Raw genomic sequence first — 13,961 nt, 5'->3', positions numbered from 1 at the left:
GTATTATCTAGCAAAATGTAGAGGTAGCGAAGATTGTGAGTCGGAAATGGGCAAAATTGTTCAAAATTTTCATATAGGAGAAACATAAAATTATGAAGGCTCGGGATAAATTAACTTGTATTGAGTAAAGACTAGAGAGAATGGAACGATGTTGTACTTTCACTAGAAAAGTATTTTTCGAGTGTTAGTTCCATGTCATAAATTTTGAAATAGCAAGGCAAATCTATCTGTAAGGGATTGTTAGAAGTATATTGACATTTTCGAAAAAAGTAAAGATAAGTATGGCAAATTAAATTATGGTTAAAAATTTGATATCTTGTGCAACCGTTGTCGGTTGCATAACTATTGTTCCTTTTAGTTACGGAATTAAATTCGGGAATAACCAAATTGTAGAAAAAATAAATGACGGACGTAAAGAGAGAAAAATTGGTGATTTAGTATTAAGCAAGTCAAGTAAAGGAAGTTCTTTAAGTATTGCAAATTTTGATGAATTGTTGGAGAAGACAAAGGGAGCGAAGAAAACAATGAGCTTTAAAGAAGTTGGTATGAAATTCGGAACAGAAGAACTAACTGAAAATGATTTTTTGGTAAGCCCCGCGCAAGATGGCAAATATTACTTGGCTAAAAACGTTAGAAACGGAGAATATCTTTTAAAAAATGGTCTAATTGTAAGAAGATTTCACGAGCGTGACTTTAATTGAAATGAGTTGGATCATGTTAATTTGGATTGAAAGTCATTAGGTTTGGAAGGAAATGTAAGTTTATCTAAAATTGCCGTGGGATCTTGCACATTTACTTTAATTGATGATTCTAGATTGCAAATTAATTGCAGAGAATTTTTTAGTAAAAGTGTTGGTTCTGGAGAAGCAGTTCAAGGAATTTTGACATTCGGAGTAAAACAATAATCACCAAATTAATACTTTTTAAATCTTTTTTTGTTAAAAAATTGAAATATATCACCTTTCATAGGCAATGATCTCATAGTCCTCAAATTTAGGCAAAAAATAGCTGTCTATAGTAACTGTGAATAGAATATCTTTTCCTCTAATCATTAAATTTGTCACTTTTTCTTCTGTAGTTGGCTGTTTAACGGCCTTGCCAATTAGTTTTAGTGGAACAAAAGAAACTATTGAGGGAAAGTATCCAAATACTTCTCCAAAAGTTAGAAAGGTAAAATCCGTCATTTTAGGGAAATTTAATAAGGGTAGTGGTGCTGATTTTAGTTTGAAAAATTTAGATAATATAGAAAAATTGTTAGATGGAACCAAATCAAAATTAACTTTCAAAGATCTAGGGATGGCGTGAGGTGGACAAGAATTATCTGAAAAAGACATACTCTTTAGTCCTTGTCAAGATGGAAACTTTTACCTCATGAAACATGTAAGCAACTATCAATATAGATTGGAAGGGGCAAAAGATCTTCAAAGAACCACACCAAGATGTGGTTGAGAAAAGTCGAAATACGAAAACCTGCCAAGCGTTAATTTGGGGTGAACAAAACATACAAGGGGTAGCACAACTATATCTCAAATAACTGTGGGCTCATGCTTCATCTCGAGAGATGATAAAAACGACTTAAAGATTTCTTGTTCTCCCTTTTCTGTTGGCAATGAATTTGTTCATGGGAAACTTGGAGAAGGTAATTATCTATATGATTAATTGATTCGATTTTTAGAAATAAGTTCATAAATTTTTTTAACAGTTGAAGGCCACTAAAATTCAAGGAATTACTTGATTTGTAAGTTAAATCAGTTTTTTTATGTCTAGAATAAATATTCTTCCTTATCCAATTATTGCTAAATTTCTGGCTTGTGCTTCAGTTGCGTGTGGGGTGACTGCTTCTCCATTTCTTTTCAGCGACGGAAGAAAAGAACAAATAAAAGAGAAAAGGAAAAAATCTTTAGTTTTAGGAAGATCTAATAACCAAAAGAAAAATGAATTAAGTCTAAGTAATATAGAAAACATAAATAAATTGTTGTCAGGTCAGAAAAATAAATTAAATTTCGGAGAAATTGGAATGAAATTTGGAAATAAAAGTTTGTCTGCCAATGACATACTTTTTAGTCCTTGTCAAGATGGAAACTTTTATTTAATGCAATCAATTGATGTAACGAAAATGAAATACAAACTTGAAAATGGTGAAGTTGTACAAAGAACTCCGAGATGTCAAGAAAAGACAAAATATGAAAATTCAAACCGCGTTAAACTAAATTGGCAATCATCGCAATGGAGTGGAAACACATCTTTATCTAGTATTACTTTAGGATCTTGTTCTCTTTCTACATCGCCAGCAAAACAAGGAGATAAAAATTTTAAGTTACAAATGATTTGTTCTGAATTTTTAAAAGGAGGTAGTCAGGCTAAAGGAGAATATGGTGAAGATAGTTATGAATATGATTCATAAATTGTTCTTGTTTTATAGTTAAGGGTCAGTCACAAAAGTAGAAATTATCTTTAGATTCTCCTTCTAAGGAATGTGGAAAACTTTTTGAAATTTTTGCGACTGGTTTGGAAGATGCAGATTTTCTTAAGGAGAATGTTTACGATATTCAATCATTTGTTTTTGAAAAAAACAACTGGAAACCTAAATTAAAACAACGAGTCTTCCGTAATTACTGGTAATAAAATTTAGGGACAGGCTTATCTATGGTTTTAAAAATCTTAACTGTGTTGACTGTTCCGAGAAGTGCGGTAGCAATTCCTTTTTTAGTATCGGGAAATTCTGTAGAACAGGATAGGGGTAAGTTTCATTTGAGCCGAAAATGAAAAGGGTGTGTCGATTTATTGGAAGGAGAACAAATTATTGATAAAAAGATTTATCTTTGAAAATTAGATAATGACAGCAATAAATTAGAAATGATTTATCACGATTATAAAAATGATTTTGCTGAAAAGATTCAAAGTTTAAGAAAATCATCTCAAGGGACTTATGGTCATTCAAGCAAACTTATATTAAAGTTGGAAAGAAGCGGTAAAGAAGAGACTTTGGATAGACCGACAATGTTATTTAATTACACAGCGGGAAGCGGTTCTGATGAGCAAAATTTACTGTTTCCAGACAAACAGTGCACCCTTTTCAAAAATGGAGAGAATGATTACACTTTTGCATGCGAAAGTACTGCCTGAACAGTAATTAAGAAAAAATTCAGCTTAATTTAGATTTATTTTTTAGAAACTCTAACAATTCAAGAAAAGTCTCAATAAAGTAATCTTTTATTTTTTAAACTATTGAATTATTAACAATAGAATCGCAAATACTACTTTATTTTTTAAACCTATATAAGGACGTCGGAAAATAATCATCTTAAAACAAACCTTTTAAAAAATGATATTTCTATTTATAAATTAACTAAAGAAAAAATAATTATTGTCTTGGTCTTGGCTTAATCACTTTTCAAGTATCATTGCATTCAAACAATGTGGTTCCACTTGAAGTTATTTGACAGTCTTTTTCTGGAATTAAAGTTTTTCCTTTATCTCTCCCGAGATCTGTATATTGAAACAATAAACTTGGTCAATTTAATGTTCGTTCACTGTTATCCTCCAATCTAATTATCAATTCGTGACGCAATTGATGATGAAAATTTTGTCTTAACTCTTTAATCTTTGTTGCATCTTTTCCTCCATTTACTTCTTGAAAGTAAATCATCTCTAATTTATTGTTTTCGTCAAAAGGGCATAAATATATTTGCCCATCATTTTTTCCTGAACTAGATGGTTCAGATAAAAGTGTGGTGCAACCTTGAAAATTTCTTCCCAAATGAAACTTACCTCTGTCCGTTTCTACTTGTATAGAATTTCCTGATACCAAAAGGGAAGTAGCTAAAACCCCTCCTGTAATAGCTAGTCCTGCAACAACTTTCATTATTGCAGATGCGCTACCCATTGTTAAATTAAATTATTTTTTTCAAAAAACTTTAATATTCGGGAGATGCTTATATCCTTTACAAAATTAAGGTTGCTGAAGATTCATAGACGGTAGCTACAACTTAAGTTATTTAAGAATTAAATATACCTATTCCCGAAAATATCTTTTTACTAACTGGTCTCATAATTTGTTGACATAGTCACTCTTCCTATATTACTTCCTCCAAACTCACTATCCTTGCACTTATCTCAAATCACATTTCATTTTCCACCTGTACTAGATTTCTTTAATCCGAAAGAACAACTAGCGACAAAAATTTTATCTGTAGAAGTATTGCTTCCATAAGATCCCTGACCCTTAAAACTATTTAACTGAATGGATTTTACTGAAGGATTTTTTTGGAGGAATCCGCTAACAGGGCATTTATATTGAATTTGATTATCTCCCTCTATTTCATAGGTATATTCATAGGTATAGGTTGTACTATTCTTTTTTCTCAATAATAAATAATTTCCATCTTGATTAGGGCTACACAATATGTCTCTTCTTTTTATTCTGTAACTACCAAATTGCATATTCACCTTCTCGAAGGGGACTGGGCTATTTTCTTTTATTTTTCCATCTTCTTGAACAAAACTTGAGTAATACCAACTAAGTTGTGATCCAAGATTTTTCTGGGATTCTAATATTAATCTAGGATTTAATACTTTTTTTATTTCATTCTCACTAGAGGTATAGCTTGAAATTATAGGTAACCCAACAACAGCCAGTCCAGCCAAAGAAGCTGAACTTTTTTAAACAAAAACTCTAATATCAAGGAACTAAATTAATTATTACTTGTATAATCAAAACTTTTTAATTAAGTAACAAACTAAAAATTATTTCTTTTCTAATCTAGATTGGGGGGGGCAGTAGATAATTTAATTTAAAAACTTTTGGGAAATCGAATAATCAATTAACTTAAATAGAAAGCTATCAAGTAATCTATAAAAATTACTGAGTTCTATCTAAATATTGAAAAAACGTAAGAAAAATCTGAATTATCATTAGGGTCTTTTAGTTGATTACATACAAGTAAATCTCTACCTAACATAGGAGTTTTTAGATTACGCTTTTCACTCAAATTTACATTTCTAAAGTAAGATCAGCCCCCACCATCTTGTTTTGGGATAGTCAAATTCACTTTTGAATTTCCCTCTAAAGTTAACTCCAATTGAGCTTTCTCTTTATCTGACCCTTCTTGATAATTGACACTTAAGACTTTCTTAGGTTGATAAGACTGTTAATCTTTCTTAAATGAATCTACAGAATTTAAGTAATAGAAAACAGTCTTATCTCCTTCCTTGCAAGCGTGCAAAGCGTCGAAAGAATTGTTCATATTCAATGGATTATCTACCAATTGACAACTCTTCTCCTTCAAACTTCTTAATGACATTCTTAAGCGAACATTTGTTTGATTTTCAGACAACTTTTTTTTCACGGACTTAACAACATTCAGTTTTTTTACAAATTCAACAGCTTCTGTCGGAACTACTTGTTCAAACCTTTTTGTTACAACAGGAACGAAAGCGCCAACCCCCACTCCTGCAAGTCCTAATAATGATTTAATAAATAACATGTGTATCTAATGATTATACATTAATGGATGTATAAATCTAAGTAATGTATATAAATTAAATATTTGGTAAATTAATTTCTTTCCAAATATTATTTCTCTTTTTTAAATAACTAAAAGCAAGATTAGTTTTCTAAAGTAGGAGCAATTTTATTTTCTTTTTCGCCACTTATTTACCTCATGCAAAATCAATAAAACTAACTTCATTATCAACTAAGGTCTAAGTCATTTGAACAATATTGTTGTAGTTCTTTGAGACTTATTTTCTCTTGGTTTAATTATTTTTCCATAGAAAATTATGGAAAGTTTGAAGTGATCTAAATACATTTACTTTTCAATTCTTCGAAAGTTAACTCTCTTCGGCGGACCTTTTTGAGGAGGGATTTTACAGAACAATTATTTTGTTTATCTGGCTCTTGATAAAAAGTTAGTGGTCAATCTATTTTTAGTCCTAAGTACTTTTGTTTTCCGGAGCCATTTTGAGTTGTGATTTGCTTTATTTTGGTGGAATAATCAAATATTCCATACTTCAAAGATCCCTTCAATTTACCTTTTTTTAGTTGATCTATTTTTAGACTGGGAGTCGAAGTGGAGCTGTCGACAGTACCGAGGACTTTAGATATATCTAAATGAATCTTTGCTGAAGAGGGAGATAGAAAGCAATTTTTAGTTGAAATTCTTGGATCAAAGAATAAATCTTTTATGAATTCCTTTGGGGAGATATCTCTCAAGCCACAGGCTTTTTGTATTGACTCGAGATATTTTCCTCCCGAGTCTCCATTTTTTCGAACAATATTCGGACCATAATAGGTTGAAGAATCATAGAACATTAAGATGTTCGCCGCATGTTGTAGCTCAATGAATTTAGTAATTAATTCCAACAGGAAGGTTACCTCTTCTATTGGATGTTTTTCTGTACGGTAATTCAAATAATTTAATTGACAAGTCTCTGTTCCTTGCGCAGAAGAGGAGGTTACTTGCCCACTGCTCTTAATTAGTGGAGAATTTTTGGGAATACAGTACTTGTAGTGTTTGTATGACCCTAGTCTAGCAAGCGGAACTTCAACAATTAAAGCTGGATTGTTTGTTCGATAACTTGAACTAATTAATTGGGAAATTTGTTGAATAGTGTATCGATCACCTAATTTTGGGCCAAGACCTGAAACATGAGAATGCCCAGTTTTTGAAATATTCTCTGCTCCATCAATAAATAATCTAACCCTGCTGTATAGTCCATTTACTGAAGAAAAAGTTCAATTTGAAGCTTGAAACGTTGACAGAGTAGCTGAAAGGATTGAAATGCCTACTAACGAAAAAAGCCCAATGAATTTGTTATTTAGTCCAAAAATAGTCTCTTAAAATTTCTAATTATTCTGAATTATCTAGTTAATCCTTGTTTTTAAAAATAATTAAAAATTGTTTGTTATTTATTAAGGAGTATTTTTGATCAGCGGGGGGGGATATTTGTACTATTTTCATTAGGACATGCCCGAAGTTTTCAGTCATTCCCTCAAGCAGACTCAGAGAGATTTAGTGATCTGAAGTCTCCTTTGTGAGATGTTTTTGAAAAAGATTGAAATATTCTTTTTTTTGGGGGGGGATGGTACAGGATTTTCTTCATATTTGTTAATAACAAAGTGATTGTTATAAAATAATTCCAATTATGAGCAAGTTATTCGGAGTTCTTGCCGGAAGCGGAATTCCAGTTACTGTCTTGTCTTTTGCTGGGGGGGGCGTATTGGATGGAAGTTTTTCCAGAGACATAAAAATTTCTTCAGATTCCAGTCATAGTCAAAATTACATTAGTTTTTTCAAGGACTCTAATGGACTTTCTATCGATAATGGTTTATTCATAAAAACCGCACTTAAAACAGAGAAGTTTGGTGGCGTAGGTTCAGAGTTAAAAGGAGCTTTAGGGATTAAGTTAAGTTCTGTAGCAACAGATCAAACCAAAGATGAAAATAAGCCTTGAGTAATGATTGGAAGTGCCAAGAACGGTATGTTCTATATACCAGGTTGGAGAGTAACTGATTGAACGGGTGTTACGAGAAAAGTCTATTCTTCTCCGAAGTACAAAACTTGAAAAGATTGGTTTATGGGTACAACATTTACCAAGAATGAAGATAGCGTTGGTCCGGATGTATGGTGCGATAAGGCTTTTGAATCCTACAAAGGTTTTTTGACTGGTCCTTTGAAAATAGTCATTAAACAAAATAAGCCAATTTTCCTAGGAAACACTAATCAAGGAGCAAAGATTTATGCAGATAAGGCAATTGGAAATTCTCAAGTTAATTTTGGAAAAACTGGTTGTAATTATGCACAAGGTTTTGCTTGACTTGGTAGCCAAGCCGTAATTGTTGGAGATTGGAAGGACAAGGCGACAAACGCTTCAGAAACTGTTGGTAGAACATTTAAGGGATTGTCGAATTGAGGAGATGTTCAAGGAGTTAATTTGGGTGAATTGGATGGTTTAATTTTGGACAGAATAGACCGAATCTCTATAACTTCAGAAGGAGTAAAAGACTCTAGAGGACATTTCATAAAGTGAAATTCAAAATACAACCCAACAATCAAGATTAATTAAAGATTCTTGCGGAATTGTTACCAATTCAATACTTTTTGCCTTTGGTAATAATGGGTGTAGGAGGAGCTTTTGTAGCAGGTACCTTTAATAGATTACAAACTGAAACTAGAATTGATAGATCAGAATTTGAAAAAACAGATTCTGTAACAGATATACATAAGGTAACGTCATCTACAGTTAAATGATTTCTTGGAAGAAACACTAAAGCGAAAGGCAAATAACGAGCTAAAGAAGAAGATAGTTTTATGAAGATAAGTGCTTTATCTTTATTCTTTGCTTCAGGCGGTGCTATTGCAGGAGGTAGTTTTGTACTTCCAGAAATATTGAGATTCGATGACAATGTAATCATGCAAATTTCTGGAGCAGGCATAAGTGATTCTTCAGGAAAAAATTGAATTAAGATAGGGGGAAAAGAGGGAGAGGGAATTTTTGTCCAAATTAAGGGAGCTTACAGCACTAAGGGAAATCAATTTAGTGACAGTACTTTGTTTGGGCCTGCTCGAATCGGTTCCAAAGTAGGAAATGAATCAACTTTAGCTGATGAAGAAAAACCAATTATGATTTGGTCAGGAGAGAAAGGGATTGTGATATTTAGAGGCAAGAGATTTTTTAAAAACAATAGAGATGAAAATACTTTAAACGAAGCTAAAGCAATACTAAGTGAGGCTTGAAATAAAGGGCATAGCACTAAATGAGGAGATGAAAAACCAGATTATTATTGCAAGCAAAGAACTGAAAATTGGAAAAAGCTATTGAACGAAAATGTTGTAGTTTATGCAAAACACACAAACTCTACAGAAGGGTCTTTGGGAGTAATCACTCCAATTGAAAAGAAGCAAACTACTTACAGATGGTCTCAAAAGACATTCAATACTCCCTGCTTGGGGACCGAAATATTTTCCCCAGAAAAAGTAAGTTTATTGACTAAAAATTCTTCAGCAACAACAATAGAGGTTCAAGCCAAAACCAATCAACAAAAATTAGGATATAAATTCGATATCGGAGAAGTTACAGCAGTTTTATACGGAAGAAATAAAGATTTGAGAATAACTGAAAAGGGAATCGAAGATAGTCTTGGAAATAGAATCGATTGAGGGAATTTTCTTCCAAAGATTGAATTAAAGCCCGCTTAATAACAATTTTTTAATTTATAAATTGTTACCTGTCAAATATTTTTTACCTATGATAGTAATGGGAATTGGGGGTGTTTGCGTGTTTGTTTATAACAGAGAAGGTGTTGTTCCGAGTATTGATTTAACAGGAGCTCAGAAAATAGAAAGTACTCAAATTCAAAGAATTAATAATGGTAATTCTTTAGAAAGTAAGGACTTTACTAATAACAGAAGTGTTTGAGATTTGAGTTATGTTAATCAAATCACGGGGCTTTAGTCAGCCCTTAAGGGGGCTGAATTAATTACCCCTTTAAACCAACTGAACTAGAAAAGATCCTTCAGAAGTCTTTAGAAGTCTAGTATACCCACCTTTTCTATTTCTATATTTCTTAGATAGTTCTTCAAACAATTTTTTCACTAATTCTTCCCTAGTAAATTTAGAAGTTCTAAGAACTATAGAATAAGCCTTTCTTTTTGTAACTAAAGTATTCTCTTTAGCTAAAGTTATTAATTTTTCAAAATATCTTTGAGTCGCTCTTGCGCAACTCAATTTTGTAATAATTTGACCATAAGAAATTAAATCTGAACATTGTTGTCTAGTAATCATTTTTCTTCTAGCAGTATCTATTCCTTTTTTCTGAATATAAGACATACTATTTACTTACTAACTTAACTAGGGAGTATCCTTGGTTAAGTTTATTAAATCTTTTATTCTCAAAATCTGGAAAATTAAAGATTTCTATTGATTTAGATTTAAGTCATTGACCTACAGGATAAGTCACTAAAACCAAAAAGATAAGTAATTTAAATAATGAAACTATTAAATTACTTGGTTGTTTTCCTTGTTCTGAAGAATTTCCTAAAAATAATGAGATTACATTATTAACTAAAAAGTACAAAATGGCAATAAAAATTCCTATAGAAGTCAAGTAATTAGTCTTCTTTCCTTCTCTAGATTTTCACAATACTACTCCTAATATTCCAAAAATAATTAAGGAATTTAATTCTGCCAATATATCATTAATAACTCACAGTAATTCTGTTTGACCCAACAATCAATAAATTAATTGAGAGATTGTAGCTATTATCAAAGAGATTCCTATAATTTGCTTCATCAAATGAAGTCAAATAGATAATTTAATCTCTAAGCTATACTTACGATTTCCAGCATTTAAAAATCTATTTCTTATTAAATTAATTTCTTTAAAGTTGTACTTATAGTGCAACTGAATTAATTGATTTTGCCCACACATACAAGTCACATTTAAGCTAGATAAGAAAGTTAAAAAGATAAGAGTTATCAACACATCTTTGAAATTCTTATCTTCTACTAATTTCTTAAATTTCATAAAATCCCCTGTTTTCTTGTCTCCCAATAATGTCACACTTATTACAAAAAAATAAATTAGAGTAATTGTTATGAAAGACAGAGAAACTATCTTTCTAAATGAAGTCTTTTTTTGAGTTTTTTCTTTTAAAGACAGTATTGAATAGAACCCATCATACATAAAGAAGATAGAGGGAAGGCCAGATAACAAAATAGTTCATCCACTTAAACCATTTATTCCAAAATGAGAAGTTTGTGCTTGTTGTTCTTGTTGTCCGCCATTTCCAGAAAAATAGGAATGTATTCCGAACCCTAATGTATAAAGTATTGCCAAAAATATGGAAAAAGACAAACATTTTTGCAATATGACTGCACCTTTAAAAGAAAAAACATTCAGACTAACAACTAAAAAGCTAATTAAAGCAGCACATATACAGGTTTCTCAAACTCATAAAAAATACTGACCATTAATTCACTTAATTAGATAAACTGCAGTAGTTATTACTCCTATTGGGTGTAATAACTTAGTGGTAAATAAAACAACTCAATTTTTAAATCTAGTTCCGCAATATTCTTCCACTCACTCTATAAATCCTCTACTACTATTAGTATTTCTATCTACTAGCCTTGTAAAGGCTCAGCACATAGAAATAATCAAACAAGCAGAAATACAAAAGAGAACTAATATAGGTCAAAAATTGCTATGAGAGAGCTCAATTAGAGTTTTTGATTTGAGGAATATTCCTACTCCCAACATAGAGCAAATGGAAATAATGAATAGCTTCCTGCTATTCAGTTCCTTAGAAATTGAATTAAAAGAAAAGGATTGAATCATCTCTAGTAATGGCCTAGTATAAAGTTTTTAAATTCTTTGGTTTGAGGGGCAGTGAATATTTTTGGAGTTAGACCTTGTTCAACTATTTTTCCATCCTTAAGAAAAATTGTGTAATCAGCAATATGTTTAACCTGTGATAGTGAGTGTGAAACTATTATCACAGTTATCCTATTGGCAATTTTCAAAATTAATTTTTCAATCTTAGAGGCAGAAGACGGATCTAGAGCGCTAGTTGGCTCATCCATTAACAATAATTCTGGCTCCAGAATTAAAGCCCTAGCGAAGCATAACTTTTGCGCCTGACCTACAGATAAAGTACCTATGGGACAACTATCCAGCCTGTCTTTTAATTCTTCTCAAAGATCACATTCAATTAGTATCTTCTTTAGCTTAATTTCCAGTAGCTTGGAATCATAAAGTCCTCTCGCCTTTAAAGCGAAAAGAATATTCTCTCTTATTGTTAGTGGAAATAAAACTGGTAATTGACTAATTAAACCTATTTTTCTCTTCAATACTTCAACTGGAAAGGAGGTGGAAAGTAGTTCTGTTCCTTTATAAACTATTTGTCCCTCTCAACTATATTTGGAGCTATTTTCACTTTCTAATAATCCCTTAGTAATTGAATTGAGCAACAGTGACTTTCCTGCGCCAGAAGGCCCAACAATACCAAAAACCTTATTCTTGGAAAAAGACAAATTAATATCTGTTAACATCGTTTTTTTCTTATTCTTCTCTTCTTCCAGAAAGAGAGAAAAATTTTTTAAATATAGAAATTCTGATTCTTCTTCGGAATTAAATAACTTGTAAGGTGGAGGTTGTTCAACTCTTTTTCTTTTAGTAAATTTCACAAATTACTGCAAAATTCTTGACTGTACTAAGAATTGAACTTTTTTCTTAGTATTTCAATTCCAGTAGTAATTTAAATTAATTCTCAAATAGGTTTTCTTGCAACACTTAATAAGTTTTTTGAATAACCTTATTCAAAAAGTAGTCAAAAGAGAATAAAGAAATAATGAGAAAACAAATATAAAAAAGATAGTTTCATAAACTATTGACTTTATTTCCACTACTCTGTATTTGTAAAAAGTTGCAAATACTTTAGTTGTTAATGTTTGTCCGGGGCCTCAAAGAGTGAATCTATCTGAGGGAGAAGCACCCATAGTAATAAATAACAATCCACTTTCCCCATTTAATTTTGTGGCTAGACCAGATAAATGTTTTTTGATCTTTTCCCTTCCATCTCTAAGTATTAAAAAAATTAAGTTGAAATTCTGTAAACCTAGATAAGACAAGGTTTTACTGTATTTCTGTGAATAAATTTCAAATAGATTAGAAAATCTATTAAACAAAAATGGAAAGCTCAATATAGTAAAGGAAAGAATTCCTGACAATACAGAAACTTTTCCAACTCCTAATTTCAGATAACTAATAAAAAATAAAGAGCTAAACATAGCTCAAAGCATAGGTGGAGCTGTTCCTATACCAGAAATAACAGAAATTAAAAAATTTTTAATTTTTCTATTTTTTATGAAATAAACATTTACAAAAAAAGCCGATAGAAAGCTTATAGGTAGTGATCAAGAAATAGAAAAAAACAATAAAAGGGCGGTGTTCCAAGTTGGAACTACTATTCCCTCTAAACTATATGTTTCATAAGAGCCGATTGCGATGTTATAAAAAATAAAGTAAAGTCCCCTAAATATTATTACTCCAAAGATTGAGAGAAAAAAAGAAAAAACTAAGAAAGAGAAGATTCTTTCTCTTCATTTTCTAAAGATACTTAAAAACTGCTTGTACTTAAATGTTTTCTTGTTGTAAATTTCCTTTTGTAAATATCTAGAAAGATATACAAAGGAATTGGAATACTTAAGTTTTTCAAAAAAATTTTTAAATCTGCAGGATCATTTTTCTAGTCTTTTGCTTAATACATTTTGCTTGTAAATGATTGCTGAAGATTTTCTCTTAAGAAATCAATTAATAAATATTGAAAATAACAATAAAACTGAACCAAACACAAACATAGATTCTTTATTTTTTTTGCCTCCTCCTTCTGAAAAATAAAAAGAAGAAATCAAGCTAGAAATGGTATGGCTACTTGAACTTAAAAAGTGTTTTAGAGATTTAAAGGGATTGTCATACCTATCGCTAGATAGAAATCAACTTAAAGCTACACTTTCCCCTAAAGCTTTTATTAAAGAGGTTGCTCAAGTTAAATAAATTATTTTTTTTGAGCAACGCAAGTAAATTTTTTCTCTATATTTATCATCTAAAGCTAAACTCAGCAAAGCTGAGTTCATGGTTTCTATTTCTCTAGAGTTAAACCAATCTATGTAAGTTAAGCAGGAAGATGGAAATAATATTGAGAAAAAACAAATAATTACTCAAATTAATGAGTGATTAGGGACAAATCAAAATGCTTTTATCAATAAAGGGGATATGGCCTCAAACAGAACAAAAGAAGTTATAAAAGAAGGTAATATTGAAACTAATCTAAGCAGACCAATAAATATTTTTTTGTAAGAATCTTTAAGCTTTACAAGATTTTTGGCTAGTTTTAGAGATAATTTATTAGTGACTCAAACTGAAATTACAACAAGAATTAAGGTGTATATCAAAGGGG

General features: G+C 31.0%; 17 protein-coding genes. 9 read left to right on the top strand and 8 right to left on the bottom strand.

The genetic code is table 4. The features are described from left to right. Nucleotides 1-296 precede the first annotated feature (296 nt). The 4 genes from MR07_RS01635 to MR07_RS01620 all read left to right on the top strand — a co-directional run bounded on the left by MR07_RS01635 (nucleotide 297) and on the right by MR07_RS01620 (nucleotide 3,159). On the top strand, nucleotides 297-905 hold the full coding sequence (locus MR07_RS01635) for a hypothetical protein (protein WP_024071140.1): 609 nt from the start codon (nucleotides 297-299) through the stop codon (nucleotides 903-905). A 118-nt stretch (nucleotides 906-1,023) separates the two neighbouring features. After that, nucleotides 1,024-1,659, top strand: a complete 636-nt coding sequence (locus MR07_RS01630) for a hypothetical protein (protein ID WP_024071139.1) — start codon at nucleotides 1,024-1,026, stop codon at nucleotides 1,657-1,659. 100 nt (nucleotides 1,660-1,759) lie between these two features. Beyond that, nucleotides 1,760-2,404, top strand: coding sequence for a hypothetical protein (locus MR07_RS01625; protein ID WP_024071138.1), 645 nt, complete (start codon nucleotides 1,760-1,762; stop codon nucleotides 2,402-2,404). A 242-nt stretch (nucleotides 2,405-2,646) separates the two neighbouring features. Further along, entirely contained in the window at nucleotides 2,647-3,159 is a 513-nt protein-coding gene (locus MR07_RS01620) for a hypothetical protein (RefSeq protein ID WP_024071137.1), read from the top strand. 205 nt (nucleotides 3,160-3,364) lie between these two features. On the opposite strand, the gene MR07_RS01615 is transcribed toward MR07_RS01620, so the two are convergent. The 4 genes from MR07_RS01615 to MR07_RS01595 all read right to left on the bottom strand — a co-directional run bounded on the left by MR07_RS01615 (nucleotide 3,365) and on the right by MR07_RS01595 (nucleotide 6,412). Then, nucleotides 3,365-3,886 carry a hypothetical protein gene (locus MR07_RS01615; protein ID WP_024071136.1) on the bottom strand — a complete coding sequence of 174 codons (522 nt, stop codon included), beginning with the start codon at nucleotides 3,884-3,886 and terminating at the stop codon, nucleotides 3,365-3,367. 152 nt (nucleotides 3,887-4,038) lie between these two features. Further along, entirely contained in the window at nucleotides 4,039-4,647 is a 609-nt protein-coding gene (locus MR07_RS01610) for a hypothetical protein (protein WP_024071135.1), read from the bottom strand. A gap of 503 nt (nucleotides 4,648-5,150) precedes the next feature. Then, nucleotides 5,151-5,486, bottom strand: coding sequence for a hypothetical protein (locus tag MR07_RS01600; protein ID WP_024071133.1), 336 nt, complete (start codon nucleotides 5,484-5,486; stop codon nucleotides 5,151-5,153). Between the two features lie 314 nt (nucleotides 5,487-5,800). After that, nucleotides 5,801-6,412: a hypothetical protein gene (locus MR07_RS01595; RefSeq protein WP_024071131.1), complete on the bottom strand. Its 612-nt coding sequence runs from the start codon at nucleotides 6,410-6,412 to the stop codon at nucleotides 5,801-5,803. 199 nt (nucleotides 6,413-6,611) lie between these two features. Here MR07_RS01595 and MR07_RS01590 point away from each other — a divergent pair, with 199 nt between their 5' ends. From MR07_RS01590 to MR07_RS01570, 5 genes are all read left to right on the top strand, one after another. Continuing rightward, entirely contained in the window at nucleotides 6,612-6,842 is a 231-nt protein-coding gene (locus MR07_RS01590) for a hypothetical protein (RefSeq protein ID WP_024071130.1), read from the top strand. Nucleotides 6,843-7,146: 304 nt separating this feature from the next. Next, entirely contained in the window at nucleotides 7,147-8,067 is a 921-nt protein-coding gene (locus MR07_RS01585; RefSeq protein WP_024071128.1) for a hypothetical protein, read from the top strand. Between the two features lie 14 nt (nucleotides 8,068-8,081). Next, entirely contained in the window at nucleotides 8,082-8,288 is a 207-nt protein-coding gene (locus MR07_RS01580) for a hypothetical protein (RefSeq protein ID WP_158432913.1), read from the top strand. Between the two features lie 24 nt (nucleotides 8,289-8,312). Next, nucleotides 8,313-9,200, top strand: a complete 888-nt coding sequence (locus tag MR07_RS01575) for a hypothetical protein (RefSeq protein WP_043901172.1) — start codon at nucleotides 8,313-8,315, stop codon at nucleotides 9,198-9,200. A 22-nt stretch (nucleotides 9,201-9,222) separates the two neighbouring features. Then, complete coding sequence (locus tag MR07_RS01570; RefSeq protein ID WP_144079551.1) at nucleotides 9,223-9,456, top strand: hypothetical protein; 234 nt, start codon at nucleotides 9,223-9,225, stop codon at nucleotides 9,454-9,456. A gap of 33 nt (nucleotides 9,457-9,489) precedes the next feature. Here MR07_RS01570 and rplQ read toward each other — a convergent pair whose 3' ends face one another. The 4 genes from rplQ to MR07_RS04100 are packed head-to-tail and all read right to left on the bottom strand — an operon-like array spanning nucleotide 9,490 to nucleotide 13,956. Then, a complete protein-coding gene (rplQ, locus tag MR07_RS01565) occupies nucleotides 9,490-9,831 on the bottom strand; it encodes a 50S ribosomal protein L17 (protein ID WP_024071124.1) in 342 nt (113 codons plus the stop codon). A 1-nt stretch (nucleotide 9,832) separates the two neighbouring features. Next, complete coding sequence (locus MR07_RS01560; RefSeq protein ID WP_024071123.1) at nucleotides 9,833-11,341, bottom strand: amino acid permease; 1,509 nt, start codon at nucleotides 11,339-11,341, stop codon at nucleotides 9,833-9,835. A 2-nt stretch (nucleotides 11,342-11,343) separates the two neighbouring features. Continuing rightward, nucleotides 11,344-12,189, bottom strand: coding sequence for a phosphate ABC transporter ATP-binding protein (locus MR07_RS01555; RefSeq protein WP_024071122.1), 846 nt, complete (start codon nucleotides 12,187-12,189; stop codon nucleotides 11,344-11,346). A 3-nt stretch (nucleotides 12,190-12,192) separates the two neighbouring features. Next, on the bottom strand, nucleotides 12,193-13,956 hold the full coding sequence (locus MR07_RS04100; protein WP_024071121.1) for an ABC transporter permease: 1,764 nt from the start codon (nucleotides 13,954-13,956) through the stop codon (nucleotides 12,193-12,195). Nucleotides 13,957-13,961: the final 5 nt, after the last annotated feature.

It is taken from the genome of Mycoplasma ovis str. Michigan (assembly GCF_000508245.1).
In the GTDB taxonomy this organism is placed as follows: domain Bacteria; phylum Bacillota_I; class Bacilli_A; order Mycoplasmatales; family Mycoplasmoidaceae; genus Eperythrozoon_A; species Eperythrozoon_A ovis.
Note: the sequence above shows the minus strand (reverse complement) of the source record. Positions and strands in the feature narration are given on the sequence as shown.